The 25,922-nt window shown below is 73.3% G+C and carries 17 protein-coding genes, 1 tRNA gene and 1 pseudogene; 11 read left to right on the plus strand and 8 right to left on the minus strand.

The window, feature by feature from the left end:
* Nucleotides 1-76 precede the first annotated feature (76 nt).
* Complete coding sequence (locus IO33_RS0106320; protein WP_031161152.1) at nucleotides 77-901, plus strand: PP2C family protein-serine/threonine phosphatase; 825 nt, start codon at nucleotides 77-79, stop codon at nucleotides 899-901.
* A 274-nt stretch (nucleotides 902-1,175) separates the two neighbouring features.
* The gene (locus tag IO33_RS0106325) at nucleotides 1,176-2,198 is read left to right on the plus strand and encodes an MASE1 domain-containing protein (RefSeq protein ID WP_209438816.1); all 1,023 of its coding nucleotides are present in this window, start codon (nucleotides 1,176-1,178) and stop codon (nucleotides 2,196-2,198) included.
* Between the two features lie 11 nt (nucleotides 2,199-2,209).
* Here the strand turns inward: IO33_RS0106325 and IO33_RS0106330 are convergent, their stop codons facing one another.
* Nucleotides 2,210-2,578 (minus strand): hypothetical protein, encoded by a 369-nt coding sequence (locus tag IO33_RS0106330; RefSeq protein ID WP_031161157.1) that lies wholly within the window; start codon nucleotides 2,576-2,578, stop codon nucleotides 2,210-2,212.
* Between the two features lie 133 nt (nucleotides 2,579-2,711).
* Here IO33_RS0106330 and selA point away from each other — a divergent pair, with 133 nt between their 5' ends.
* Together selA and selB are read left to right on the plus strand one after the other, a co-directional pair.
* On the plus strand, nucleotides 2,712-4,127 hold the full coding sequence (gene selA / locus IO33_RS0106335; protein ID WP_031161160.1) for an L-seryl-tRNA(Sec) selenium transferase: 1,416 nt from the start codon (nucleotides 2,712-2,714) through the stop codon (nucleotides 4,125-4,127).
* Nucleotides 4,127-5,932 (plus strand): annotated as a pseudogene (gene selB / locus IO33_RS46585) (selenocysteine-specific translation elongation factor); the annotation flags it as partial. The gene selA and the pseudogene selB, both read left to right, overlap by 1 nt.
* Nucleotides 5,933-5,963: 31 nt before the next feature.
* On the opposite strand, the gene IO33_RS0106340 reads toward selB, so the two are convergent.
* Nucleotides 5,964-6,060, minus strand: a tRNA-Sec gene (locus IO33_RS0106340).
* A 37-nt stretch (nucleotides 6,061-6,097) separates the two neighbouring features.
* Here IO33_RS0106340 and selD point away from each other — a divergent pair.
* Nucleotides 6,098-7,117: a selenide, water dikinase SelD gene (gene selD, locus IO33_RS0106345; RefSeq protein WP_031161162.1), complete on the plus strand. Its 1,020-nt coding sequence runs from the start codon at nucleotides 6,098-6,100 to the stop codon at nucleotides 7,115-7,117.
* A gap of 6 nt (nucleotides 7,118-7,123) precedes the next feature.
* Here the strand turns inward: selD and fdh are convergent, their stop codons facing one another.
* On the minus strand, nucleotides 7,124-10,384 hold the full coding sequence (gene fdh, locus IO33_RS0106350; RefSeq protein ID WP_157857807.1) for a formate dehydrogenase: 3,261 nt from the start codon (nucleotides 10,382-10,384) through the stop codon (nucleotides 7,124-7,126).
* Nucleotides 10,385-10,661: 277 nt separating this feature from the next.
* On the opposite strand from fdh, the gene IO33_RS0106360 reads away from it, so the two are divergent.
* A complete protein-coding gene (locus IO33_RS0106360) occupies nucleotides 10,662-11,345 on the plus strand; it encodes a haloacid dehalogenase type II (RefSeq protein WP_031161167.1) in 684 nt (227 codons plus the stop codon).
* 2 nt (nucleotides 11,346-11,347) lie between these two features.
* On the opposite strand, the gene nrfD is transcribed toward IO33_RS0106360, so the two are convergent.
* Both nrfD and IO33_RS0106370 read right to left on the minus strand, forming a co-directional pair.
* Entirely contained in the window at nucleotides 11,348-12,361 is a 1,014-nt protein-coding gene (gene nrfD, locus IO33_RS0106365) for an NrfD/PsrC family molybdoenzyme membrane anchor subunit (RefSeq protein WP_209438817.1), read from the minus strand.
* Nucleotides 12,358-13,374, minus strand: coding sequence for a 4Fe-4S dicluster domain-containing protein (locus tag IO33_RS0106370; protein WP_031161171.1), 1,017 nt, complete (start codon nucleotides 13,372-13,374; stop codon nucleotides 12,358-12,360). The genes nrfD and IO33_RS0106370 overlap by 4 nt, the downstream gene beginning before the upstream one ends.
* A gap of 567 nt (nucleotides 13,375-13,941) precedes the next feature.
* On the opposite strand from IO33_RS0106370, the gene IO33_RS50280 reads away from it, so the two are divergent.
* From IO33_RS50280 to IO33_RS0106385, 3 genes are all read left to right on the plus strand, one after another.
* The gene (locus IO33_RS50280) at nucleotides 13,942-14,115 is read left to right on the plus strand and encodes a hypothetical protein (protein WP_157857808.1); all 174 of its coding nucleotides are present in this window, start codon (nucleotides 13,942-13,944) and stop codon (nucleotides 14,113-14,115) included.
* A 514-nt stretch (nucleotides 14,116-14,629) separates the two neighbouring features.
* Nucleotides 14,630-18,892, plus strand: coding sequence for a HAMP domain-containing protein (locus IO33_RS0106380; RefSeq protein ID WP_031161173.1), 4,263 nt, complete (start codon nucleotides 14,630-14,632; stop codon nucleotides 18,890-18,892).
* A 55-nt stretch (nucleotides 18,893-18,947) separates the two neighbouring features.
* Nucleotides 18,948-21,371, plus strand: coding sequence for a SpoIIE family protein phosphatase (locus IO33_RS0106385; RefSeq protein WP_031161176.1), 2,424 nt, complete (start codon nucleotides 18,948-18,950; stop codon nucleotides 21,369-21,371).
* On the opposite strand, the gene IO33_RS0106390 is transcribed toward IO33_RS0106385, so the two are convergent.
* Nucleotides 21,358-21,825 (minus strand): ATP-binding protein, encoded by a 468-nt coding sequence (locus IO33_RS0106390; RefSeq protein ID WP_031161178.1) that lies wholly within the window; start codon nucleotides 21,823-21,825, stop codon nucleotides 21,358-21,360. The two genes, IO33_RS0106385 and IO33_RS0106390, sit on opposite strands and share 14 nt — an antisense overlap.
* Nucleotides 21,826-22,125: 300 nt before the next feature.
* On the minus strand, nucleotides 22,126-22,299 hold the full coding sequence (locus IO33_RS47020) for a CsbD family protein (RefSeq protein ID WP_078963351.1): 174 nt from the start codon (nucleotides 22,297-22,299) through the stop codon (nucleotides 22,126-22,128).
* Between the two features lie 159 nt (nucleotides 22,300-22,458).
* On the opposite strand from IO33_RS47020, the gene IO33_RS0106400 reads away from it, so the two are divergent.
* Nucleotides 22,459-22,881, plus strand: coding sequence for a MarR family winged helix-turn-helix transcriptional regulator (locus IO33_RS0106400; protein ID WP_031161181.1), 423 nt, complete (start codon nucleotides 22,459-22,461; stop codon nucleotides 22,879-22,881).
* A gap of 50 nt (nucleotides 22,882-22,931) precedes the next feature.
* Nucleotides 22,932-24,686 (plus strand): MFS transporter, encoded by a 1,755-nt coding sequence (locus IO33_RS0106405; RefSeq protein ID WP_051926529.1) that lies wholly within the window; start codon nucleotides 22,932-22,934, stop codon nucleotides 24,684-24,686.
* Here IO33_RS0106405 and sph read toward each other — a convergent pair.
* The gene (sph, locus tag IO33_RS0106410; RefSeq protein WP_051926472.1) at nucleotides 24,683-25,708 is read right to left on the minus strand and encodes a sphingomyelin phosphodiesterase; all 1,026 of its coding nucleotides are present in this window, start codon (nucleotides 25,706-25,708) and stop codon (nucleotides 24,683-24,685) included. The genes IO33_RS0106405 and sph overlap by 4 nt on opposite strands.
* Nucleotides 25,709-25,922 lie beyond the last annotated feature (214 nt).

Genomic DNA, 25,922 nt, shown 5'->3' on the forward strand with positions numbered 1-25,922 from the left:
ATGGGTAAAATCTAGGCGTTTGCCGAACATGCAGGCGGCCGGTCAGGGAAGGCCACCGCCCCGCCGGAAGTGATCGATGCCCCGCAAGCGCCCCCCGGACGAAGGCGACGAGCTGCTGGCCAGGCTCGGCTCGCTCACCGCCCAGGCACGGGAGCGCGCGGAGCTGCAGCGCACCCGGGTCGAGCTGGCCATCGCCCTGCAGCGCGGCATGCTGCCCCGGGACCTGCCCACCGCACCCGGCCTGCACCTCGCCGTCCGCTACACACCGGCCAACCTCGGTCTCAACGTGGGTGGCGACTGGTACGACGCGTTCGCCCTGCCCGACGGCCGGATCGGGCTGTCCATCGGCGACGTCCAGGGGCACAACATCGAGGCCACCGCCTTCATGGGCCAGGTGCGGGCCGGGCTGCGCGCCCTCGCCTCCGTCACCGGCGAGCCGGGCGAGCTCCTCGCCCGCACCAACGAGCTGCTGCTCTCGCTGGGCAGCGAACTGTTCGCCACCTGCACCTTCATGCGCCTCGACCCGGCCACCGGAGTGCTGGAGTGCGCACGGGCCGGCCACATCCCGTTCGTGTGGGCCACGGCGGACGGCAAGTCGGGCGTCGTCGACGAGGAGGGAGGGCCGCCGCTCGGCATCGAGCCGGGCATGGAGTTCCCGGTCAGCAGCCACCGGCTCACCACGGGCGGCGTGTTCGTACTGGTCACCGACGGCGTGGTGGAGGGACCCTCGCTGAACATCGAGGACGGCCTCGACCAGGTGGTGCGCCTCGCCGGTATCGCCGCCGTCGCCGGCCTGGAGGCGCATGCGCTGGCCGCCGCCGTGATCAAGTGTGCCGAGAGCGTCGGCCACGAGGACGACGCGGCCGTCCTGGTCGTCGGCCTGGACGGCATCCACGCATGACCCGGAACCGAACCCGGCGCCGCCCGGCCCGGCCGACCGCCCCCGCTCAGGCGGGCCGGGGGCGATGCCGTCCGTCTCCGCCGCCGATGTGACGGCGGTCCTCCGGTTCGGCCGGCGTCGGCGCAGGTGGTCCGGGGGTCGGCGGTGGCCCGTGCGGGGGCGGAGCCGGATCTGGAGCGGGCCGGGCCGGCCGGCGCCGGGTCGCCCGGGGATTCAGCCATAGGGCCGGACGGGATCGGCTCTCGCCTCGCCGTCGCGGGGCCGCCGGTGTGAGATGGCTGCTGTGGTGGGTTTCGAGGTGCTGCGCCGACCGGGCGGCTACGCCGTCCAGGTGCTCGCCGTCGCGGCCTGCTACTACGCCGCGGCCCGGCTCGGACTCCTGCGCGAACTCACCGTCGAGGGTGCCGTCGTCACCCCCGTCTGGCCGCCCACGGGCGTCGCCGTCGCCGCCCTGCTGATCCTCGGCCTGCGCTGCTGGCCCGGCATCACGATCGGTGCCTTTTTCGCCGTGCTGTCCGTCACCGACCTCCGCCCGGACGTGCTGATCACCGTCGCCGGCCAGACCGGCGCACCGGTGTGCGCGGCGCTCCTGCTGCGCCGCGCCCGCTTCCACACCGACATCGGCCGGTTGCGGGACGGCGTCGCCCTGGTCTTCCTGGGCGCACTGACCGCCACCCTGATCAGCGCGACGGTCGGCGTCGGCCTCCTCGTCGTCACGGACAAGCTGGACGCGGCCTCGTTCTGGCCCGTGTGGCTGGCCTGGTGGGTGGGCGACGCCATGGGCGTCCTGATCGTCACCCCGTTGCTGCTGATCGTGAACCGCGCGCGCTGGCCTCCGCCGCTGGCCCGCTGGAAGGAGGCGACCGCGCTGGTCGTCGTCGCCTGCTGTCTGGTTCCGGTGGCCGCCTACAGCTCGATCAGCGTGCTCTTCCTCGTCTACCCGCTGCTCATCTGGGCCGCCCTGCGCTTCCAGCTCCTGGGCAGTGTGCTGTGCGCCCTCCTGACGTCCGTGCTGGCCACCGTCGCCGCGACGGACGGCGTCGGCCCCTTCGCGGGGCTGAGCCGGATCGAGGTCATGGCGAAGCTCCAGGCGTTCAACGGATCCATGGCCCTGACCGCGCTCCTGCTGTCCGCGGTGATCACCGAGCAGCGCAACACCCGGCGCTCGGTGGAGAAGGCCTGCCAGGAACTGGTCGAGGTGCTGGAACACCTCACCGCCGACGAAGCCCCGCCGCCCCGGCCACAGCCGGACACCGGGTACGCGGACGGCCGACCCTGGCCGAACGGACCCCCGTGACGCCTGCCGCGTCACCGGCCGGAGCGGTTCACCGGTCCCTCGTCGTCGCTGCCCGGCTCCGCGGAACCCGTACGTGACGTCGTGTCCCGGGGCGCGGCGGCCGGCGGGTGCGTGGCGCCGGGCCGACCGCCGCCGGTCGTGCCGTAGCCGCACGGGATGCCCGGCGGCGCGTCCGCGGCGGCCTGGGCGTCGCTCATGCGGCGCCGGCCCCGGACCCCGGCCCAGCGCTCCGGGCGGGGGTGGTCGAACGGCTTTGCGGAGACACGCTCGCGCTCCGTCTCGCGCCGGCCGCGGGCGGCCTGCTCGGCGGCCGTGGCGCCCTCGCCCCGCCGGCGGCGGTCCCTGTCGTCGTGCCCGTGCCTACGGTCCTCGTCGCTCATGCGCGGCCGGGTACCCGGGCGGCGGCCGGCGCCACCCCCGTGCCCCGGCGTGTCGAACGGCCGGTCCGGGGCACTGGGAGACGATGGGCGCAGCCCGGACGGGCCCGGGCCGGACCGGAGGGACGGCGGCGGCATGGAGCAGCGGACGGCGAGAGCGGCGGACCAGCCGAGCGGCGCGGCCCGGCCCCGCTCCGGGTCCGCGCGACCGCACGACGGCCCGGCCGTACCGGTGCCGGACGCCGCCGACGCCCGCCGCGCCATCCCACGCACCGACCACCTGCTGTGCGACCCCCGGCTGTCCCCGGCCGTGGACCGGCTCGGCGCCGGCGTGGTCAAGACCGCCGTACGCGAGGCACAGCAGCGCGCCCGTGAGGGAGGCATCCCGCCCGAGCAGGTGCTGCAGACCGCCCTCGCCCTGCTGCCCGGGACCGCGAGCGGCCTGCGCCCGGTGCTCAACGCCACCGGGGTGCTGCTGCACACCAACCTCGGCCGGGCCCCGCTGTCCGCCGCCGCCCGGCAGGCCGTCCAGGAGGCCGCCGGGCCCACGGACGTCGAACTGGACCTCGCCACCGGCGTACGAGCCCGCCGCGGCCGCTCCGCCCTCGCCGCCCTGCGGGACCGGGTGCCGGCCGCGGGCGCGGCGCACGTCGTCAACAACGGCGCCGCCGCGCTGGTGCTCGCCGCCACCGCCCTCGCGGCCGGCAAGGAGATCGTGGTCAGCCGTGGCGAGATGGTGGAGATCGGGGACGGCTTCCGCCTGCCCGACCTGCTCGTCACGACCGGCGCCCGGCTCCGCGAGGTCGGTACGACCAACCGCACGACCGCCGCCGACTACGCCGCCGTGCTCGGCCCCGACACCGGGTTCGTGCTCAAGGTGCATCCGTCCAACTTCCGCATCACCGGCTTCACCCGCTCCGCCGAGACCGCCGAGCTCACCGGTCTGGGCGTGCCGGTCGTCGTCGACATCGGCTCCGGACTGCTCGCCCCGCACCCGGTGCTGCCCGAGGAACCCGACGCCGACACGCAGCTCCGCGCGGGCGCCGCCCTCGTCACCGCGAGCGGCGACAAACTGCTCGGCGGACCCCAGTGCGGACTGCTGCTCGGCGACCAGGACCTGGTCCGCGCCCTCGCCCGGCACCCGCTGGCCCGTGCCCTGCGTGTCGACAAGCTGACCCTGGCAGCGCTGGAGGCCACCCTCACCGGACCGCCCACCCCGACGGCCCTCGCCCTCACCGCCGACCCGGTCCGCCTGCGCGCCCGCGCCGACCGACTCGCCGGAACCCTCGCCGCCGACGGCCTCGACGTACGGGCCGTCGACTCCCGTGCCACCGTCGGCGGCGGAGGAGCACCCGGGGTCACCCTGCCCAGCGCGGCCCTCTCGCTGCCCGAGCCGTACGCCGCCGCCTTGCGCACCGGCCGCACCCCGGTCGTCGGACGCCTGGAGGCGGGCCGCTGCCTGCTGGACCTGCGGGCCGTGCCCGAGCAGGACGACGCGCGGCTGGCCGAAGCCGTGCGCGCGGCCGGGCCGGCCGGGAAGGGACGGGCATGATGCGCGTGCTCGCCACCGCCGGCCATGTCGACCACGGCAAGTCCGCCCTGGTGCGGGCCCTGACCGGCATGGAGCCCGACCGCTACGAGGAGGAACGCCGCCGGGGCCTCACCCTCGACCTGGGCTTCGTATGGACCCGGCTCGGCCCGGAGGGCGACCACCTCGCCTTCGTCGACGTCCCCGGGCACGAACGCTTCGTGCCCACCATGCTGGCCGGAGTCGGACCGGTGCCCGCCGTGCTGTTCGTGGTCGCCGCCGACCAGGGCTGGCAGCCGCAGTCGCAGGAGCACCTGGCGATCCTCGACGCGCTCGGCGTCCGGCACGCCGTCCTCGCGGTGACCCGCAGCGACCTCGCGGACCCAAAAGCCGTGCGCTGCGACGCCGTCGAGCGGCTGGCCGCGACCTCCCTCGGCAAGGTGCCCGCGGTCGCGGTGAGCGCGGTCACCGGTCGGGGACTGGACGAGCTGCGCGGTGAACTGGCGCGAATGGCGGACGAGTTGACGGACCCCGACCCCGACGCCGACGTACGTCTGTGGCTCGACCGGGCCTTCACCGTGCGCGGGCACGGCACCGTGGTGACCGGCACGCTCGGCGCCGGCACCCTGCGCGTCGGCGACCGCCTGGTCACCGGGGACGGCACCGCCGTGCTGCGGGTACGCGGGCTGCAGAGCCTGCACGAGGAGCGGGCGGAGGTCAGCGGGGTGGCCCGCGTCGCGGTCAACGTGCACGGCCAGGGGGACGGCATCCTGCGCCGCGGACACGTGCTGCTGACCCCGGACCGCTGGCTGAGCAGCGAGGTGATCGACGTCCGGGTCACCGGTGAGCCGGTCGCCGACCTGCCCCGTTCCGTCACCGTGCACATCGGCACCGCCGCCGTACCGGTGACGGTGCGCCCGCTCGGCGAGGACACCGCCCGCCTCACCCTCGCCCGGGGACTGCCCCTGCGCGTCGGCGACCGCGCCGTGCTGCGCGAACCCGGCGGCAGCCGCACACCCCGCGGCGCCACGGTCCTCGACGTACGTCCGCCCCGGCTGACCCGGCGCGGGGCCGGCCGGGCCCGCGCGGCGGAGCTCGCGAGCATGACCGGCCGCCCCGACGGCACCGCCGAACTGCGCCGCCGCAAACTGATCCGGCGCGCCGACCTGCGGGCGATGGGCGTCCCGCCGCCTTCCGCGCTTGAGGGGCAGGACCCGGTTGACACCGCCGGCACGGGGACCGGTGAGGCGCGCGTCCCCGCCCACGCCGCCGGGGACTGGCTGGCCGACCCGACGTACTGGAACGCTCTGCGGGACCGGCTGGCCGCCGAGGCCGGCCGGCACGCCCGCGCCCACCCGCTGGAACCCGGCCTGCCCGCCGAGGCGGCCCGCCGGCTGCTCGGCCTGCCCGACCGCGCCCTGGTCGACGCGCTGGCCGCAGCGACCCCCCGGCTCCAGGCCCGCGGCGGCCGGTTGTACCCCTCCGACAGCCTGCGCCCCGCCCTTCCCCCGCCCGTCCAGGCCGCCGTGGACGCGGTACGCGACGACCTCGCCCGGACGCCGTTCCATGCCCCCGAGGCCGGACGGCTCGCCGAACTCGGCCTGGACCGCAAGGCGTTGGCCGCCGCCGTCACCGCCGGAGCGCTGCTGCGGATCGCCGACGGGATCGTGCTGCTGCCCGGCGCCGACGCCGAGGCCGCCGCCGTACTGCGCGCCCTGCCCCAGCCGTTCACGCTCAGCGAGGCCCGGCGCGCGCTGGACACCACCCGTCGGGTGGCCGTACCGCTGCTGGAGTTCCTGGACGGCCGGGGGCACACCGAACGCGTCGACGACCAGCGCCGGCGCTGCCGCGCGGACGCGGTGGACGGAGGCGGACGGGAATCGAACCCGCCGGCCCGAGATCCTCGGACCCCTCGGTTTTGAAGACCGGGAGGGCCACCAGGCACCCACACGCCTCCACCGCTCGCCAGGCTACTGCCCCAGGAGACCGCCGGTATGACATCGACATCCCCACCGACCGGCCAGGCGCCCGTCCGGCTCACGCAGTACGCGCACGGCGGCGGATGCGCCTGCAAGATCCCGCCCGGAGAGCTGGAGGAGGTGGTCGCCGGGCTGACCGCCCCCCCGCTCACCGGCGGCGACACCCCGCTGCTCGTCGGGCTCGCCACCGGTGACGACGCCGCCGTGGTCACGCACCGCGGGACGGCGGTCGTCTGCACGGCGGACTTCTTCACCCCGGTCGTGGACGACCCGTACGACTGGGGGCGCATCGCCGCCGCGAACGCGCTGTCCGACGTGTACGCGATGGGCGGCCGGCCGGTGCTCGCCGTGAACCTGCTGGCCTGGCCGCGTGACCGGCTCCCCTTCGCGCTGGCCCGCGAGGTGCTGCGCGGCGGACTGGACATCGCCACCGAGGCCGGCTGCCATGTCGGCGGCGGGCACAGCGTCGACGACCCGGAACCGAAGTACGGCATGGCCGTCACCGGCCTCGCCGACCCCGAGCGGCTGCTGCGCAACGACGCCGGCCGGCCCGGGCTGCCGCTGTCGCTGACCAAGCCGCTGGGCGTGGGCGTCCTGAACAACCGGCACAAGGCCACCGGCGAGCGGTTCGAGCAGGCCGTCGCCACCATGACGGCGCTCAACCGGGACGCCGCGCAGGCCGCCCTCGCGGCCGGGGCCACCTGTGCCACCGACGTCACCGGGTTCGGTCTCCTCGGCCACCTGCACAAGCTGGCCCGCGCCTCCGGCGTGACCGCCGTGGTCGACACCGCCGCCGTCCCCTATCTGGACGGGGCGCGGGAGGCCGTCCGGGACGGATACGTCAGCGGCGGCACCCGGCGCAACCTCGAATGGGTCGCCCCGCACACCGACTTCGGGAGCACCGACGCAGACACCCGGCTGCTGCTGGCGGACGCCCAGACCTCCGGCGGGCTGCTCGTGGCCGGTGAGGTGCCCGGAGCACCGGTGGTGGGCGAGCTGGTGCCCCGCGGCGCGCACTCGATCGTCCTCCGGTAGGGGCCCTCACGGCTCCGTTCCGGTGTGGTCGTCGATGCCCGCCCGCGCCCGGTAGGCCCGCACCAGCTCCACGGACGCCGGGCCGCGCGGCCGGCGGCCCGGGCGGATGTCCACGGCGAACGCCTTCGACTCCTGGATGTGCGTGTTCGGATCCAGCGACAGATGCAGCAGCTCGTTGGCCGCGTCGCCGGTGCTGTAGCCGTTGGGACCCCAGTGGTACGGCAGGCCCACCTGGTGCAGTCGCCGTCCCTGTACCGTCAGCGGCGCCATCCGGTCCGTCACCAGCACCCGCGCCTCGATCACCCCGCGGGCGCTGACGATCGTCGCCCACCCGGTGTGCTCCAGGCCCCGCTCGGCCGCGAGCTCCGGGGAGACCTCGCAGAAGAACTCCGGCTGCAGCTCGGCCAGATACGGCTGCCAGCGGGACATGCCGCCCGCCGTGTGGTGCTCGGTCAGCCGGTAGGTGGTGGCCACGTACGGGAACACCTGGGAACCGGGCTCGTCACCGCTCGGCTGGTAGCGGTTGTCGCGGACCGTGGGCATCAAGTGCCGCACCGGGTTGCGCTGTTGGTCGTAGAGCAGGTTCGGGAACGGCGAGTCCTGCGGCTCGTAGTGGGCCGGCAGCGGGCCGTCGGTGAGCCCGGACGGCACATACAGCCAGGCCTTGCCGTCGGCCTGCATGATGAACGGGTCCGTGCCGGACAGCGCCTCCGGGCCGGTGGCGTCCTTCGGCGGCTCGTGATCGGGCGCCTTGTCCTTCTTGAAGTCGGGCACGTCGTGCCCGGTCCACTCGCCCTTCGCCGGGTCCCACCACACCAGCGCCTTCCGCTCGCTCCACGGCCTGCCCCCCGGATCGGCGGAGGCACGGTTGTACAGGATCCGCCGGTTGGCGGGCCAGGCCCACGCCCACTCGGCGGCCACCCAGTCCTGCTCCCCGCCGGGCTTGCGGCGGGCCGCCTGGTTGACGCCGTCGGCGTAGACCCCGCAGTAGATCCAGCAGCCGCAGGCGGTGGAGCCGTCGGGTTTCAGCTCCTCGTAGGAGGACAGCGGGCCGCCCTCGGCGTCCTGGCCGTTGATCTCGGCGAGGACCGCCTCGGCCTCCGGTTCGGCGATGCCGCCCTTCGTCGGGTAGTCCCAGGTCAGGTCGAGCAGCGGCCGGTCCATCTCGTCGGTGGACCCGGCGAGCTTCTCCCGGATGATCCGCCCCAGGTGGTAGGTGAACCACAGGTCGCTGCGCGCCTCGCCGGGCGGCTCGACCGCCTGGTGGTGCCACTGCAGCAGCCGCTGGGTGTTGGTGAAGCTGCCGTCCTTCTCGGTGTGCGCGGCGGCCGGCAGGAAGAACACCTCCGTGCGGATGTCCTCGGTGCGCAGCTCCCCGGTCTCGATCTCCGGGCCGTCCTTCCACCAGGTGGCCGACTCGATCAGCGAGAAGTCACGGACCACCAGCCAGTCCAGGTTCGCCATGCCGAGCCGCATCAGCTTGGAGTTGGCGTTGCCCACCGCCGGGTTCTCGCCGTACAGGAAATAGCCCTTGCAGGTGCCCTCCCGCTGGGCCATGGCCGTCTCGTACGCCGAGTGGGAGCCGGTGAGCCGGGGCAGGTAGTCGAAGCAGAAGTCGTTCTCCTCGGTCGCCGCCTCACCCCAGTACGCCTTGAGCAGACTCACCAGGTACGAGCGCATGTTGCCCCAGTAACCCTTGTGCGCCGCCTCCGCCTCGACGAAGGCGTTCAGGTCCTGGTCCTGGTGGGCGTGCGGCATCGGGATGTAGCCCGGCAGCAGGTTGAACAGCGTCGGGATGTCCGTGGAGCCCTGGATCGAGGCGTGCCCGCGCAGGGCCAGAATGCCGCCGCCCGGCCGGCCGATGTTGCCGAGCAGGGTCTGCAGCACGGCCGCCCCGCGGATGTACTGCACCCCGACCGTGTGCTGCGTCCAGCCGACCGCGTAGGCGAAGGCCGTGGTCCGCTCACGCCCGGAGTTCTCCGTGACCAGCTCGCACACCTGCCGGAACAGGTCCTGCGGCACGCCGCAGACCTGCTCGACCATCTCCGGGGTGTAGCGGGCGTAGTGGCGCTTGAGCACCTGGAAGACACAGCGCGGATGGGTGAGCGTCTCGTCCCGCTCCGGTTCGCCCTCGCCGATCACCGCGCCGCCGGAGCCGTGTGCCTCGCCGCGTGCCGCCTCGGTCACCGAACTGCCGCCGCCGGTGCGCTCCTCGTACTCCTGGTCGCGCTCCCCGGACGCCGCCTGGATCTCGGTGCCCTCGTACTGCCAGCTGCTGTTGTCGTAGGAACGGCTGTCGGCATCGAGACCGGAGAAGACACCCGCCAGGTCCTCGGTGTCGCGGAAGTCCTCCCGCAGGATCACCGGGGCGTTGCTGTACGCCACGACGTAGTCCCGGAAGTACTTCTCGTGCTCCAGAACGTAGTGGACGATCCCGCCGAGGAACGCGATGTCCGTCCCCGCGCGCAGCGGCACGTGCACGTCGGCGAGGGCGCTGGTGCGGGTGAACCGCGGGTCGACATGGATCACCTTCGCACCCCGCGCCTTGGCCTCCATCACCCACTGGAACCCGACCGGATGGCACTCGGCCATGTTCGAGCCCTCGATGACGATGCAGTCCGCGTTCTGCAGGTCCTGCTGGAAGGTGGTCGCGCCGCCGCGTCCGAACGAGGTTCCCAGACTGGGAACGGTGGAGGAGTGTCAAACACGCGCCTGGTTCTCGATCTGGATCGCTCCGAGCGCCGTGAACAACTTCTTGATCAGGTAGTTCTCTTCGTTGTCGAGCGTGGCCCCGCCGAGGCTCGCGATGCCGAGCGTGCGCCGGGTGCGGGTCTCGTCGACCTCCCACTCCCAGCCGGCCCGGCGCGCCTCGATCACCCGGTCGGCGATCATGTCCATCGCCGTGTCGAGGTCCAGCCGCTCCCACCCGGTGCCGTACGGGCGCCGGTAGAGGACGTGGTGCTCGCGGGCGTCCCCGGTCGTCAGCTGCAGGCTCGCCGCACCCTTGGGGCACAGCCTGCCGCGCGAGACGGGGGAGTCCGGGTCACCCTCGATCTGGGTGACCTTCTCGTCCTGGACGTACACGTTCTGGCCACAGCCCACCGCGCAGTACGGGCAGACGGACTTCACCACCCGGTCGGCGGTGGCCACCCGGGGCTGCAGCCGCTCACTGCGCCCGCTCTTGGCCGCGGAGCCGCGGCCCAGCGGGTCCGTGCCCGTCAGCTGGCGGTAGACCGGCCAGGAGTCGATCCAGGTGCGTACGCCCACGGCCACTCCTCCCGCTCGGTCTCCTGATTTTCCCGCACCCGCGCGGCCACTGCATCTCTCCCTGGTGGGCCGCGGAGTACCCCCGTCGGACGGGGCCAAACAGAGGCGCCGGGGAGCCGGGAGGCCCCGCCGCTGGTGTGTCGGCGCACGGCCCCCCACCTGGTGCCGGTAATGTCCGGTTGGCACCGCCGTCGCGAGCCCGTCGGGCAGTCCCGGGTATCCGGGAGGAACGCGAGGCCCAGGCGCTCGCCCTCCCCGCGCCCGGAGGTGACCCCCCTTGCCCGCTGTCCGCCGCCCCTACGTCGTGCTGTTCGACGTGAACGAGACACTCACCGACATGGCTCCGCTCGCCGCCCGCCTGGAGCGCGTCGGTGTGCCCGGGCATCTTCTCACCGCCTGGTTCGCCGGCGTGCTGCGCGACGGCGTGGCCCTCACCCTGGCCGGCGGCCACGCCTCCTTCGCGGCCGTCGCCGGGGAAGGACTGCGGGCGCTGGCGGCCGCCGAAGAGGGCGCCGGCGACCCGGAACAGGCCGCGGCGTACGTCCTCGCCGGGCTGCCCGAACTGCCCCTGCACCCGGACGTGCCCCGAGGTGTACGCGCCCTGCACGCGGCCGGATACCGACTGGCCACCCTGACGAACGGCTCGGCCGACACCACCCGTGCCGTGCTGGACCGGGCCGGACTGGCCGACTGCTTCACCACCCACCTGGACGTGGCGGGCCCCGGCCGCTGGAAGCCCGCGCGGGAGACCTACGCGTACGCCCTGGACACCGTGGGAGTGGCCGCCGACGAGGCCCTGCTGGTCTCCGTGCACCCCTGGGACGTCGACGGCGCCGGCCGCGCCGGCCTGACCACCGCCTGGCTGCGCCGGACATCGCACCCCTACCCCTCGGTGGCCCGCCCCGCCGACCTGACCGCCACCTCGCTGCCGGACCTGGCGGCCCGGCTCGGCGCCGAGTAGCTTCAACGCCCGCGCGTGGCGAGCCGTTCCCGCTGCGGTACGACCGTGTACTTCGGGTCCTCGGCGGACGCCACCCCTGCGTGGAACACGCCGAAGCGCAGCGCCGCCGAGCCGGTCAGCAGGGCGGCCCCGGACGCCAGGGCGAGCCGCCGGTCCCGTCCGCCGAACAGGGCGAGGGCCGCGCCGCCCGCCGTCAGGAGCTCCGCCGCCCGCAGCAACAGGTGCGGCCTGCCCCGGTCGAAGGGCTCGGCGGCCAGGCCCATGCGCCGCTTCATCGTCCGGAACGCACCCAGTTCCAGGGCGGCCCCGAGGACGGCCGTCCGACGGGCGGGGCCCGCCTCGGCGGCCGGAGCCGCGGCCAGGGCCAGACCGGAAGCGGCGGTGGCCGCGGAGCCCGCGAAGACGAACGGCAGTTCCCGGTAGCCCTCGTGCCAGGCGGGCACCGCCGTGTCCGAGAGCAGCACCGCGGTGTACGTCGCCACCGCTGGCCCGAGCACGGCGGAAGCCGCCGTCGCGGCCGAACCCAGCGGCCGCCAGCGGCCCGCCACCTCGGTGGCCGCCGCGGTCAGCGTCAGCGGCGCGTACCCCGCCAGCAGCCATGAGCCCACGCTCATCGGGGAGGTCGGCTTGAGGACCCGCAGCATGTTCAGGAAGCGGGCCGGGCGGCCCAGGTCGTGCACCAGCGCGGCCAGCGAGAGCGAGATCGCCCCGGCCGCCCCGAGCTTCGCCGGTGCCGCGAGCCCCGGCCGGCCGGTGACCTGGCCTCCGGCCGCGAGCAGCGAGGAAGCCCCGGCCAGGCCGCCCAGGTAGAGATAGCCCGCGATGTCCAGGGGCTTCCACGTCGGCTTGTTCAGCACCGGCTTGCCGTAGTACGACGAGAACGTGGCGTCCGGCACCATGGGCTGCTCGCCCCGCCCGCGCCGCCGCCGACGGTGACCCGCGCGCGTGCCTGTCGGCGCCTCCCGGCCGGGCCGCGTGCCCTGGACGCCGTGGCGCGTGACGTCCGACTCGCTCATCGCGGCCTCCGCACGAAACCGCCGAGGGCGAGGGCGGCCAGGGAGGCGGCGGCCAGGGCCGCGTGCCGCCACATGTCGGGCAGGTCCCGGGTGGTGACCACCGGGTCCGGGGGCAGGCCGTAGACCTCCGGGTCGTCCAGCAGCAGGAAGAACGCCCCGTCGCCGCCGACCCCGTCCTCGGGGTTCTCGCCGTACAGCCGGGCGTCGGCCACGCCGGCCGCGCGCAGCTGCGCCACCCGGTCCCGGGCCCGCTCGCGCAGTTCCTCCAGCGGGCCGAACTGGATGGAGTCCGTGGGGCAGGACTTGGCGCAGGCGGGCTCCATGCCGACGCCGAGCCGGTCGTAGCACAGCGTGCACTTCCACACCCGGCCGTCGTCCTTGCGCTGGTCGATGACGCCGTACGGGCAGGCGGGCACGCAGTAGCCGCAGCCGTTGCAGACGTCCTCCTGGACGACGACCGTGCCGAACTCGGTGCGGAACAGCGCCCCGGTCGGGCAGACGTCCAGGCAGGCGGCGTGCGTGCAGTGCTTGCACACGTCCGAGGCCATCAGCCAGCGCAGCTCGGTGCGGCCGTCGGGCGACAGGGGCGAGATCTGCCCGGCGGGCGCGCCCTCGGGGGCCGGGCCGGGCGGGGGGGCGGTGGCGCCGGGACCGGGGGAGGCCGCGTCGGTGCCGAGGCGCCCTGCGGCGGCGAACACGTCGACGTCCTCGTGCGCCACCCCGGGCTCCTGCCCGCCGAACGGTTTGCGCTGCTCGATGAAGGCCACGTGCCGCCAGGTGTCGGCGCCGAGGCTCTGCGTGTTGTCGTAGGACATACCGGTCAGTTCGAGACCGTCCTCCGGGATGGCGTTCCACTCCTTGCAGGCCACCTCGCACGCCTTGCAGCCGATGCACACGGACGTGTCCGTGAAGAAGCCCATCCGCGGCGGGGCGTCCGGGTAGCCGGAGGCGCCGGCCACGTCCGGCAGTGGGCCGTACAGCAGATTTCCGTGGACCTCGGTGCCCTCGCTCATCGCCGTACCTCCTCGCTCATCCCTCCTCGGCCACCACGCCCGGCGCAGCTGCGCCGTCGTCTCGCCGCCCGGCAGCCGCCGGTCCGCCGACTGCGGGCCCGGACGGCGCCTGGCGGCGTAGTACGTCGGGAACGGCGCCACGAAGGGCCCTGCGGGCCGGCTGGTTGCGCGGCCGGTCGCACGGGTGCTGCTCTGTTGAGCGTGGCACGGGTGCCCTCGCTCCGCTCGCCCGAAACGGCACGGCTGGACGGCGTACCCGGTGCCGTCGTCCGCTTGCCGGGACCGGCGCGTGGCCACCCGGCGCCCGGACAGGCGTGCGGGTGTGCGGAGGTCGGCGTGGTGGGCCTGGCCGAGATGGTCGCCGCCCGGCTGCGGGCCCGGGGGCGGAGCAGGTCTTCGGCGTGCCGGCGGTGGAGGTCGCCCCGCTGGTCGGCGCCCTCGACGGCGGGCCGGAGGCGCCGTGGTTCGTGCAGGCGCGCGGCGAGGCGGCCCCCGCCCTCATGGCGTGCGCCGACGCCCGGTCCACCGCCCCTCGGCCGCAGCCCCGTTCCGCCGGGCGCGGGCGCGTTGCGGCTGCTGGGCGGGCTGTGCGACGCGGCGGCGGACGGGGCTCCGGTACGCGCCGTCGTGCGGGACGCGACGAGCGTCCGGCGTCCCGGCGGGCGGATCGTGCGCCCTCTTGCGGAGGTGCGCGTCTTCCGCGAGGAGGACTCCGCGCCGGAGCTGAGGGGCGTGCCCTGAACCGGTCCGTGCGGGCCGCGCCGACCGACCGGGGGCGCCGCGGCCTCGTCATACCGCCATGTCCTCGCGGGCCGGGCCCCCGACGGGAGCTTTCCGGGCGGCTGCCCCACCGGGCCGTCGTCACCGATTCGGGAACCCTTGCCGGACTGGCTGCGTGCTGGACGACGGGGACCTGAAGCGGCTGACCTGGCAGCGCCGCGCCGTGCCGGCGATCCGCTGATCCCGCTGTCCGCCGAGCACATCGCCTTCGGCGGGCCCTTGGCCAAACTCCTTCGGGTACCCCGCCCGTCCGGTCTCAATCCTGCTTGCCCCAGGTGAATTTCAAGATCGCTGCAGGTTGGCCGAGTGCTTTGTCCGTGCTGCCGAAGGTGGGTTAACCTGCGGCGTATTTTCTCATCGAGTACTTCCGTGAACTGCGGAAATGCACATGCCAGTCGCCGGGTCAGGCCGTGTGCCCGGCAATGGTTCCGAGTCCTCCGCGCGAGGGCTCTTGGGGAGCGGAACGAGGGTGCGCATGGCCGGCAAGGCTACCGGGACGACCGACGCGGTCCCGGGGGACGAGGAACTGAGAAGACTGCTCGCGGGGTTGACCGCGGTGCGGGACGGAGACTTCGGCACCCGGTTGCCGGACGACTCCACCGGGCTCATGGGGGACATCGCCACCGTCTTCAACGGCATGGTCGACCAGTTGTCGGTGTTCACCTCCGAAGTCACCCGGGTGGCCCGCGAGGTGGGCACCGAGGGCACCCTCGGCGGCCAGGCGCGGGTACCGGGAGTCTCCGGTACCTGGGCCGATCTGACCGACTCCGTCAACGCGATGGCGGGCAACCTCACCACTCAGGTCCGGGACATCGCCCAGGTCGCCACGGCCGTGGCCAAGGGCGACCTGTCCCAGAAGATCGACGTCGACGCACGCGGCGAGATCCTTCAGCTGAAGGAGACCGTCAACACGATGGTCGATCAGCTTTCGGCCTTTGCGGACGAGGTGACCCGGGTGGCCCGCGAGGTGGGCACCGAGGGCCGGCTCGGCGGCCAGGCGCAGGTTCCCGGCGTCGCCGGTGTCTGGCGCGACCTGACGGACTCGGTCAACTTCATGGCCGGGAATCTCACCGCCCAGGTGCGCAATGTCGCCCAGGTGACGACGGCCGTCGCACAGGGTGACCTGTCGCAGAAGATCACGGTGGACGCGCGCGGCGAGATCCTTCAGCTGAAGTCGACCATCAACACGATGGTGGACCAGCTTTCGGCCTTTGCGGACGAGGTGACCCGGGTGGCCCGCGAGGTGGGCACCGAGGGCCGGCTCGGCGGCCAGGCGGACGTCAAGGGCGTCAAGGGCACCTGGCGGGACCTGACGGACTCGGTGAACTTCATGGCCGGGAACCTGACGGCCCAGGTGCGCAACGTGGCTCAGGTGGCCACCGCGGTGGCGCAGGGCGATCTGTCGCAGAAGATCACGGTGGACGCGCGCGGCGAGATCCTTCAGCTGAAGAACACCATCAACACGATGGTCGACCAGCTCTCGGCGTTCGCGGACGAGGTGACCCGGGTGGCCCGCGAGGTCGGTACCGAGGGCCGGCTCGGCGGCCAGGCACAGGCCCGCGGGGTCGCCGGGACCTGGAAGGACCTCACCGACAATGTCAACGTGATGGCCTCCAACCTCACCGGCCAGGTCCGCTCCATCGCCCAGGTCGCCACCGCCGTCGCCAAGGGCGACCTCTCGCAGAAGATCACCGTCGAGGCCAAGGGCGAGGTCGCCGCCCTCGCCGACGTCATCAACACCATGGTCGACACCCTGTCGGCGTTCGCGGACGAGGTGACCCGGGTGGCCCGCGAGGTCGGTACCGAGGGCCGGCTCGGCGGCCAGGCGCATGTGCCCAACGTGGCCGGTATCTGGAAGGACCTGACCGACAACGTCAACTCCATGGCCAACAACCTCACCGGCCAGGTGCGCAACATCGCGCTGGTGACGACGGCCGTGGCCAAGGGCGACCTGTCGAAGAAGATCGACGTCGACGCGCGCGGCGAGATCCTCGAACTGAAGACCACCATCAACACGATGGTCGACCAGCTCTCCGCCTTCGCCGACGAGGTGACCCGGGTGGCCCGCGAGGTCGGCACCGAGGGCCGGCTCGGCGGTCAGGCCGAGGTGGAAGGCGTGTCCGGCACCTGGAAGCGCCTCACCGAGAACGTCAACGAACTCGCCGGGAACCTCACCCGGCAGGTCCGCGCCATCGCCGACGTGGCCAGCGCCGTCGCCGAGGGCGACCTGACCCGGTCCATCACCGTCGACGCCTCCGGGGAGGTCGCCGACCTCAAGGACAACATCAACTCCATGGTGGAGTCGCTGCGCGAGACCACTCGGGCCAACCAGGAACAGGACTGGCTCAAGACCAACCTCGCCCGGATCTCCGGCCTCATGCAGGGCCACCGCGACCTGCCCGTCGTCGCCGAACTCATCATGGACGAGCTGGCACCCCTGGTCCTGGCCCAGTACGGCGCCTTCTACCTCGCCGAGGACGGCGCGTCGGGACCCGAGCTGCGGCTCGTCGGCTCCTACGGCCGCCCCGAGGAGGACACACGGCCCGTCCGTATCCCCTTCGGCCGCTCCCTCGTCGGTCAGGCCGCGCGCAGCCGCCGTACCATCGTCGTGGACGAGCTGCCACCCGGCTACGTCACCATCTCCTCCGGACTCGGACGGATCGAACCCACCGCACTGCTGCTGCTGCCCATCGTGTTCGAGGAGCAGCTGCTCGGGGTCATCGAGCTGGCGTCCGTCACCCGGTTCACCGCGACCCAGCGGGACTTCCTGCAGCAGCTCGTGGACACCATCGGCGTCAACGTCAACACGATCGTCGCCAACGCCCGCACCGACGAACTCCTCCAGGAGTCGCAGCGTCTGACCAGTGAACTGCAGTCGCGCTCCGCCGAGTTGCAGGCCCGGCAGGAGGAACTGCAGCAGTCCAACGCCGAACTGGAGGAGAAGGCCTCGCTGCTGGCCGAGCAGAACCGGGACATCGAGGCGAAGAACCTGCAGATCGAGCAGGCGCGGCAGGAACTGGAGACACGCGCCCAGCAGTTGTCGCTCGCCTCCAAGTACAAGTCCGAGTTCCTGGCCAACATGAGCCACGAGCTGCGCACCCCGCTCAACAGCCTGCTCATCCTCGCCCAGCTGCTCGCCCAGAACCCCTCGCGCAACCTCACCCCGAAGCAGGTGGAGTACGCGGGCATCATCCACTCGGCGGGCTCGGACCTGCTCCAGCTGATCAACGACATCCTCGACCTGTCCAAGGTCGAGGCCGGCAAGATGGACGTCACCCCGGAGCGGGTGCCGCTGAAGCAGCTGATCGAGTACGTCGAGGCCACCTTCCGGCCCATGACCGCGCAAAGGAGCCTGGAGTTCACCGTCACCACGGCCGCCGGCGCACCCGCCGACCTGCTGACCGACGACTCCCGGCTGCGGCAGATCCTGCGCAACCTGCTGTCCAACGCGGTGAAGTTCACCGAACAGGGCGGTGTCGAACTGCGCGTGGAGCCCGCTGCCGACGACGAGGTGCCCGAGGGTGTGGTGCGCGGCGGCGCGGTCGTCGCCTTCCGGGTGAAGGACACCGGTATCGGTATCCCGGAACAGCAACTGGAGACCATCTTCGGCGCGTTCCAGCAGGCGGACGGCACCACGAGCCGCAAGTACGGCGGCACCGGGCTCGGTCTGTCCATCACCCGGGAGATCGCCCACCTGCTCGGCGGCGCCGTCGCCGTCGACAGCACACCCGGCAAGGGCAGCACCTTCACGCTCTTCCTGCCCGTCGCCCGGCCCGACTTCGACGCGCTCCTGCGCAGCGGACGCACCGCGCCGAAGGCGGCCGAACCGGAGCGAGCGGACGGGGCGGCCGGGGACGAACTCACGGCCGCTGCGCCGCTCGTCAGTGCGAACAGCCAGCGCCCGCGCCGGCTGCTCGTCGTGGAGGAACGACCGCGCGGCCTGCTGACGCTCGTCGCGGAGAGCGTGGTCGGCGACCTTCAGCACCTTCACGCCGAGGGCGCCGGCACACCCGTCGACATCATCACCGCGGTCGGCGCCCAGGAGGCGGCCGGCGCCCTCGCCGCCGAGCCCTGCCACTGCGTCGTCGTGGACCTGGGCCTGCCGGACGGGGAGTCGGCCCGATTCCTCGAGGCACTGCGCGGCGACTCGGCTCTCGCCGGTGTCCCCGTGCTCGTGCACAGCTCCCACCGCGCCGAGCACCCGGCCGAGGAGCCCGGCGGCTCGCTGGAGTACCTGTCCAGCCTGGACGAGCTGCGGGAGCGGATCGCCCTGCACCTGTCGGCCGAGGAGCCCGGCGAGGTGTTCACCCTGGTCCGCACCGAGGAACCGCAGCGCGCGGCGGCGGACTTCGCCGACGAGCACACCCGCGGCCGTACCGTCCTCGTCGTCGACGACGACGCGCGGAACCTGTTCGCGCTCAGCGGCATCCTCGAACTGCACGGCTTCCGCGTCCTGCACGCCGACAACGGCCGCAAGGGCATCGAGACGCTGGTGAACAACCCGGACGTCGAACTCGTGCTGATGGACGTGATGATGCCCGAGATGGACGGGTACACGGCCACGGCCGAGATCCGCAGGATGCCGCAGTACGCCGACCTGCCGGTCATCGCCGTGACCGCCAAGGCGATGCAGGGCGACCGGGAGAAGAGCCTCGCCTCCGGCGCCAGCGACTACGTCACGAAACCGGTGGACACCCATGACCTCATCGCCTGCGTCCGGCGCTGGCTCCCCGCATGAGGGCGACCACGGAACCGCGCACCCGCCCATCCGCAGGCCGAGGAGTACCGAACCGGTGAACCGTCATGAACCGCCCGCCGGACCGGGCGCGCCGACCGGTGTGCCCACTCAGTTCCTGCCCGCGGACGCCGTGCCGGCCGACGTTCCGGCGACCTCGCCGGTGGGCAGGCTCGCCGCCACCGTCGAGCGGCTGCGCCGCGAGGTGCGGTCCGCACAGGCGGAGGCCGAGGGTCGGGCGCTGATCGAGCTGGCCAAGGGCATCCTGGTGGAGCGCCTCGGCTGCGGCCCCGCCCAGGCCGCCCGCCAGCTCGCCGAGCTCGCCGAGCAGGCCCAGGTGACGCCGCTGGAGTTCGCGGTGGACGTCATCAACCAGGCGGCCCGGGACCGGGTCACGGAGGTCACCGAGGCCTTCCTGTCCGTCGCCGCGGACCCCGACGGGCCGGTCGAGGAGTCCGCCGCCGTACGGCTGCGCGCCGCCGAGAGCGGTGTGCTCGCCGCGCACGACACCCAGGCGATGGCCGACTCGCTGCTCGACCACGCCCTGCGCCCGCTCGGCGCGGTCGCCGTCGCGATCTGGGCGGCCGGCTCCGACGGGTCGCTGACCCTCGCGGGCAGCGCCGGGTTCGCCGCGGCCGAGGCGGCCCGCTGGCACTACGTCCCGCCCGACGTGGCTACGGTGGCCCGGCTCGGCCTGACCGAGCCGGACGGACAGTGGCTGCCCTCGCTCGCCGCCTCCGGGCTGCCCACGATCGGCCGGCGGGACTACGCCGACGGCGCCCGGATCGCCGTATCCGCAGGCGCGGGCGGCCGGATCCATGGCGTCCTGGAGATCGCCTGGCCGGGGCCCGAGGAGCCGCTGCCGCGTCCGGTGGTGCGGCAGGTGGAGGCGCTCGCCGAGCTGTGCGCGCACAGCCTGGAGACCTTCGTGCTGCCGTCCGGGGCCGCGCAGGAGCCCAAGGTGCTGCCCGACGCGGTGGAGCTGATGGACCTGGCGGACGGCCTGCACGACCCGGCGCTGGTCCTGGTGCCGCACCTCGACAACGCCGGGCAGCTGGTCGACTTCCGCATCCAGCACGTCAACAGCCGCTTCCTCGACCCCGCGGGCCGGCCGAGGGCCGTCGTCGGGGGCGCCCTGCTGCTGGAGGCCTACCCCATGGCCGCAGGCGCCAGCGAGCTGTTCCAGCGCGTGGAGCGGGTCTACGCCACCGGCGAGCCGTTCCGCGCCAGCCGTATGCGGCTCACCGCGCTGGTCGACCAGGTGCCGCTCTCCGCGGTCGCGGACATCAGCATCAGCCGGCACGGCTCCAGCGTGCTGCTCATCTGGCGCATCGAGGACGAGGCAGCGCGGCTGGCCAGCCTGCTCCAGCACGCCCAGCGGCTCGGCCGGATCGGCGGCTTCGAGGAGAACCTGCTGACCGGCGAGATCACCTGGAACGGCCAGCTGTTCAACCTGTACGGCCGCCCGACCACCAGCCCGCCGGTCCCCCTGGAGGACCTGCCCGCCCACGCCCACCCCGACGACGCCGTCGCCATCGGCCGCTTCCTGCGCGCGCTGCTGCACCAACGCAGGCCGGCGTCCGCCGCGTTCCGGCTGCTGCGCCCGGACGGGGTGACCCGGCACATCCGCGTGGTCGCCGAACCGGTCCTCGACACCGACGGTCAGCTGCTCCTCGTCCGCGGCGCCTACCAGGACATCTCCGCCCAGCACTGGACCGAGGTCGCCCTGGCCGCGACCCGCGACCAGCTCGCCCACACCGAGCAGCAGGCCCACGAACGCAACCGGCTCGCCCTCCAGCTCCAGCACGCCATCATGCCGCCCGCCCAGGCACCGCTGCGGGTGCCCAGCCTGCAGGTGGCGGTGCGCTACCGCCCGGCGGAGACCGAGCAACTGGTCGGTGGCGACTGGTACGACGCCGTCGTGCTGCCCTCCGGGCTGGTGCTGCTGTGCGTGGGGGACGTCGCCGGGCACGGCATCGAGGCGGCCACCAGCATGGTCGTCCTGCGCAACGCGCTGCGCGGCCTCGCCGTCACCGGGGCCGGCCCGGCCCAGCTGCTGTCCTGGCTGAACATCGTCGCCCACCATCTGACGGGCGCCGTCACCGCGACCGCCGTCTGCGGCCTGTACGACGGCGGCCGCCGGACCCTGCGCTGGGCGCGGGCGGGCCATCTCCCGCCGGTGCTGGTCCGCGAGGGGGAGGCCACCGCGCTGCCCACGCTCAGGGGGCTGCTGCTCGGCGCCCTGCCGGAGGCGGTGTACGAGGAGACCGAGGTGCAGCTGGCCGCCGGGGACACCTTGCTGATGTACACCGACGGACTGATCGAGCGCCGGGACCGCTCGGTGGAGGAGTCGCTGTCCCATCTGCTGGAGACGGCGCGCTCGGCGCCGACGACCCTGGACCAGCAGCTGGACCGGTTGCTCACCTACAGCAAGTCGGACACCGACGACGACACCTGCATCGTGGGCATCAGGGTCGGCTGACCGCGGGGCCGCTCTCCCCATCGGTGAGCGGGACGGTGACGGTGACCCGCTTGCCGTGGGAGAGCCAGGTCACCTCCAGGTCGCGCGAGATCATGGTGACGAGATGCAACCCGTGCCCGCCGACCCGGCCGGGATCGGGCGGGCGCCGCCGGGGCGGATCAACGGAGGTGTCCGTCACCGTGATCCGCAACGCGGCGGCGCGCGGCAGCAGTTCCAGGCGCAGGGCGCAGGGGCCGGGAGCGTGCTTGGCCGCGTTGGTGACCAGTTCGCTGACCACGAGCTGGGCATCCTGCACCGCGCGTCGCGCGGGTGCGGGCCGGGCCCGGGAGAGCAGGGCGGCGACGGCGTCTCTCGCGTCGCCGATGCTGGTCACGCCGGTGGACCAGCTGCGGCTGTAGCGCAGGGGCGCGGGGCGCGGCTGCGCCGTCGCGCGGGTCCTGAGCGGGATGTCCATACGTCGTTGCCCTTTTCCTCCGGGGTCAGGTTCCCTTTCTGCGCACACGGGAGATCGTGCCGTCCTTGCCCGGTTACCCACTGAACCATCGATCAAGGGGACGTTCGCCGGGAATCCTCCGGTTGCACACACGCCCCTGGTGGGGGCCGCGGGCTGCGCAGGGCGCGGGGTACGGGCACGGCGCGGGACACGGGCAGCGGAGACCGCCCTCCGTACACCATGGAACGGGTCCGGGGAATCCAGCGGACGCTGGATTCCCCGGACCCGTTCGGAGTCCGCACAGCCGGGGGTCGGCGGGTTTCAGTGCTTGAAGGTGTCCTTGGCCTTCTCCTTGGCCTGCCGCGCGTCTCCGCGGGCACCCTCCATACGCCCCTCGGCCTCCAGGCGCTCGTTGCCGACCGCGCGGCCCACGGCCTCCTTGGCCTTGCCCTTGGCCTGCTCGGCCTTGCCCTTCGCCTTCTGGTTGCCAGCCATCGGTGTCACATCCCAACGTGTTCGCGGTGTCTGGACGACATTCGGCTTGCCGCTGGACCGTCGTCCAAACAAGAAATCCGGGTTCGGTCCCCAGAAGACGAGCAAACTTACTTACGTTTGGTTGAACAGTCCAAACTGATAAACCTACTGTTAGTACTCATGGACACGGTTGCACTCGCCGCCGCGCTGCGGCTGGCCATGGGGCGGATCGTGCGTCGGCTGCGGCAGGCGCACGAGGTGGGCGACGTGACGCTGGCCGGCGTCTCGGTGCTGGCGCGGCTGGCCCGCACCGGTCCGGACTCACCCGGCGCCCTCGCCGAACTGGAACGGGTCCGGCCGCAGGCGATGGCGGGCACACTCGCCGGACTCGAACAACGCGGCTTGGTGAGCCGCGCCGCCGACGCGGCCGACGGGCGGCGGACCATCGTGTCGATCACCGACGAGGGACGGAGCATGCTGGAGCAGCGCCGCTCCGAGTCCGTGAGCCGCCTCACGCACGCCCTGGACGAGTTCACCCCACAGGAACGGCAGGCCCTGTACGACGTCCTGCCCCTGCTCGACCGGCTGGCGGAGCGACTGTGACCGGCAACGCGCCCGGCAACGCGCCCGGCGCCGTCGGCCTACGGGCCCGGCTGCTCGCCCGCTCCGCCCGGCTGCGGGACACACCCCCGGGACCCGGCTACAAGTGGGTCGCCCTCTCCAACACCACGCTCGGCGTGCTGATCGCGACGATGGACGCCTCCATCGTGATCATCTCACTGCCGGCGATCTTCCGCGGGATCGGCCTGGACCCGCTCGCGGCCGGCAACATCGGCTACCTGCTGTGGATGATCCTCGGCTATCTGCTGGTCTCGGCCGTCCTGGTGGTCGTCCTCGGCCGGCTCGGCGACATGTTCGGCCGGGTACGGATCTACAACCTGGGCTTCCTGGTCTTCGCCTGCGCCTCCGTCGCCCTGTCCCTGGACCCGTTCCGGGCGGGCGCGGGCGCGCTGTGGCTGATCCTCTGGCGCATCGTGCAGGCCTTCGGCGGCTCCATGCTCACCGCCAACTCGGCCGCCATCCTCACCGACGCCTTCCCGGCCCGGCAGCGCGGCATGGCCCTCGGCGTCAACCAGATCACCGCGCTCGCCGGGCAGTTCCTCGGCCTGCTCGCCGGTGGCCTGCTCGCCGCGGTGGACTGGCGGGCGGTGTTCTGGGTGAGCGTCCCGGTCAGCGTCACCGGCACCGTCTGGTCGTATCTGAGCCTGCGCGAGACCTCGGCCGGCGGACGCGGCAGCATCGACTGGCTCGGCAATCTCACCTTCGCCTCCGGCGCCGGCATCCTGCTCGCCGGCATCACCTACGGCATCCAGCCCTACGGCGGCCACCCCACCGGCTGGACCAACCCCTGGGTGCTCGCGGGCCTGATCGGCGGCGTGTCCCTGCTGCTGGCGTTCTGCCTGGTCGAGACGCGGGTGCACGAACCCATGTTCCGGCTGTCGCTGTTCAGGGTGCGGGCGTTCGCCGCCGGCAACCTGGCCGCCCTGCTGACCGCGATAGCCCGGGGCGGGCTGCAGTTCATGCTGATCATCTGGCTGCAGGGCATCTGGCTGCCCCTGCACGGCTACGACTACGAGGAAACCCCGCTGTGGGCGGGCATCTTCATGCTGCCGCTCACCGTCGGCTTCCTCGTCGCCGGGCCGGTCTCCGGCTGTCTCTCCGACCGGTTCGGCGCGCGTGTCTTCTCCACCGCCGGACTGGTGGTCGTCGCCGCGTCCTTCCTCGGCCTGCTGGCCCTGCCGGTGAACTTCGGCTACGGCCCCTTCGCGACGCTGCTGCTCCTCAACGGCGTGGGCCAGGGCATGTTCTCCTCGCCGAACACCTCCTCCATCATGGGCAGCGTGCCGGCCCGCCACCGGGGCGTGGCCTCCGGGATGCGCTCCACCTTCCAGAACTCCGGCACCGCCCTGTCCATCGGCGTCTTCTTCTCGCTGATGGTCTCCGGCCTCGCGAGCACCCTGCCGAAGACGCTCGGCAGCGGACTCCAGGCGCACGGCGTGCCCGCCGGGACCGCCCACCAGGTGGCCGCGCTGCCGCCGGTCAGCACCCTGTTCGCCACGTTCCTCGGAAACAACCCGATCGGCCATCTGCTCGGCGACGGCGGCACCCTGGACCACCTGACCGCCGCCCAGCGGGCCACCCTGACCGGCCACACCTTCTTCCCGGCACTGGTCTCCGGCCCCTTCCACCACGGCCTGGCCATCGTCTTCACCGTGGCGGCGGGCATGGCCCTGGTCTCCGCGGTCGCCTCCGCCCTGCGCGGTCGTCACGAACGCGCCGACGACGACCCCCGGCAGCCCGGGCCGGGCCACCCGGCGACGGCCCGGCCCACACGCACCTCGCCCTAGCCGGCGTAGGCCCGCAGCGGGTAGTGGTCGGAGAGGTCGGTGTAGGTGTACGACGTGCCCCAGCTGGTCACGGTCCAGGGCGCCGACTCCTCCTTGACGACCTCGTTCGTCCACCCGCCGGGACGGGGGTGGCCGGTCCGCGGCAGGACGTAGTCCAGGTCCTCGCGCGGATCGCCCGGGTAGCGGTAGCGGGCGACGGAGTTCTCCTGGGTGTCGAACGAGTACGGGTGCCCGGTCCGCGCGTCGGCCCCGGTCAGACCGGCGTCGGCGAGCATCGAGCCGTACTCGGCGCTGCGCGAGTCGACATTGAAGTCGCCCGCGACCAGTACCTCCTCGTCCGCCGGGATGTTCTTGGCGTCCAGGAAGGCGTCGACGGCCTGGAACTGACGGCTGCGATCCCGCGCCGCCTCACCCGCGCCGCAGCCCGAGTCCGTGGACTGCGTATGGGTGCCGATCACATGCACCCTGGTGCCGTTCACATTCAACACCACATAGGCGAAGCCCTTGTTGGACCACCAGTCCGAGCCGCACGCGTCCTTGTAGACGTACTGCTCCCGGTGCACGATCGGCCACCGGCTCAGCACGGTCACCCCGCCGTCCTCCGGCGTGGTCGACGAGTACGCCCCGCCGGTCGCGTCCCAGCCGTCGCGGCTGCGCCCCACCACCGGGGTCTGGTAGGGGTACTGGGCCGCCGCCACGCTTTTCAGCGCCTCCGACGAGGAGTTGTCGAACGCCTCCTCGAGCACCACCACGTCGTTGCCCCGGAAGAACGACGCCTTCGGTATCTCGGCCGCCCGGTGGTCCTGCCCCCAGTTCGGGTAGAGGTTCTTGCTCATCAGGAAGACGTTGTACGTCAGGACCTTCAGCGTGGGTGCCGGTGCGGCCGCGGCCGCGGGCGTGGGGCCGGCGAGCGCGGCGGCGGGCAGGGCGAGGGCGAGCACGGCAGCGGCGAGAGCGCGGCGCGGTGCGAAGGACGTCACTGGATCTCCCTGTCGATGAAGGGGCTGAGTGGCGCCGCACATCAAACCACTCGGGATTACCCACAGGTAACACCCAGGCGCGCACCAGTTGGCCGCCGGTGGAGGGACGAGGGGCGCGACACGCACTCCGGCCAGGGGGAGATCGGAAACGCGCCGGGCGGGCTGCTTGCCTTTTCCTCATATGACGGCACAAGGTGGGAAGAGGTGGCGGTCAGGAAGCGGCCGGGGGCCGGCGAGCTGATCGGGGTGTGTGGTG

The organism is Streptomyces durhamensis, from assembly GCF_000725475.1.
Taxonomy (GTDB): Bacteria; Actinomycetota; Actinomycetes; order Streptomycetales; family Streptomycetaceae; genus Streptomyces; species Streptomyces filipinensis.

What these genes read in the sequence shown, in the direction of transcription:
- IO33_RS0106330 (WP_031161157.1), bottom strand. Translation starts at nt 2,578, where the DNA reads ATGAGCGACGAGGACCGTAGGCACGGGCACGACGACAGGGACCGCCGC.
- IO33_RS47020 (WP_078963351.1), bottom strand. Translation starts at nt 22,299, where the DNA reads ATGGCTGGCAACCAGAAGGCGAAGGGCAAGGCCGAGCAGGCCAAGGGC.
- nrfD (WP_209438817.1), bottom strand. Translation starts at nt 12,361, where the DNA reads ATGAGCGAGTCGGACGTCACGCGCCACGGCGTCCAGGGCACGCGGCCC.
- IO33_RS0106370 (WP_031161171.1), bottom strand. Translation starts at nt 13,374, where the DNA reads ATGAGCGAGGGCACCGAGGTCCACGGAAATCTGCTGTACGGCCCACTG.
- IO33_RS0106400 (WP_031161181.1), top strand. Translation starts at nt 22,459, where the DNA reads ATGGACACGGTTGCACTCGCCGCCGCGCTGCGGCTGGCCATGGGGCGG.
- IO33_RS0106390 (WP_031161178.1), bottom strand. Translation starts at nt 21,825, where the DNA reads ATGGACATCCCGCTCAGGACCCGCGCGACGGCGCAGCCGCGCCCCGCG.
- IO33_RS0106380 (WP_031161173.1), top strand. Translation starts at nt 14,630, where the DNA reads ATGGCCGGCAAGGCTACCGGGACGACCGACGCGGTCCCGGGGGACGAG.
- selA (WP_031161160.1), top strand. Translation starts at nt 2,712, where the DNA reads ATGGAGCAGCGGACGGCGAGAGCGGCGGACCAGCCGAGCGGCGCGGCC.
- IO33_RS0106325 (WP_209438816.1), top strand. Translation starts at nt 1,176, where the DNA reads ATGGCTGCTGTGGTGGGTTTCGAGGTGCTGCGCCGACCGGGCGGCTAC.
- IO33_RS0106320 (WP_031161152.1), top strand. Translation starts at nt 77, where the DNA reads ATGCCCCGCAAGCGCCCCCCGGACGAAGGCGACGAGCTGCTGGCCAGG.
- selD (WP_031161162.1), top strand. Translation starts at nt 6,098, where the DNA reads ATGACATCGACATCCCCACCGACCGGCCAGGCGCCCGTCCGGCTCACG.
- sph (WP_051926472.1), bottom strand. Translation starts at nt 25,708, where the DNA reads ATGTGCGGCGCCACTCAGCCCCTTCATCGACAGGGAGATCCAGTGACG.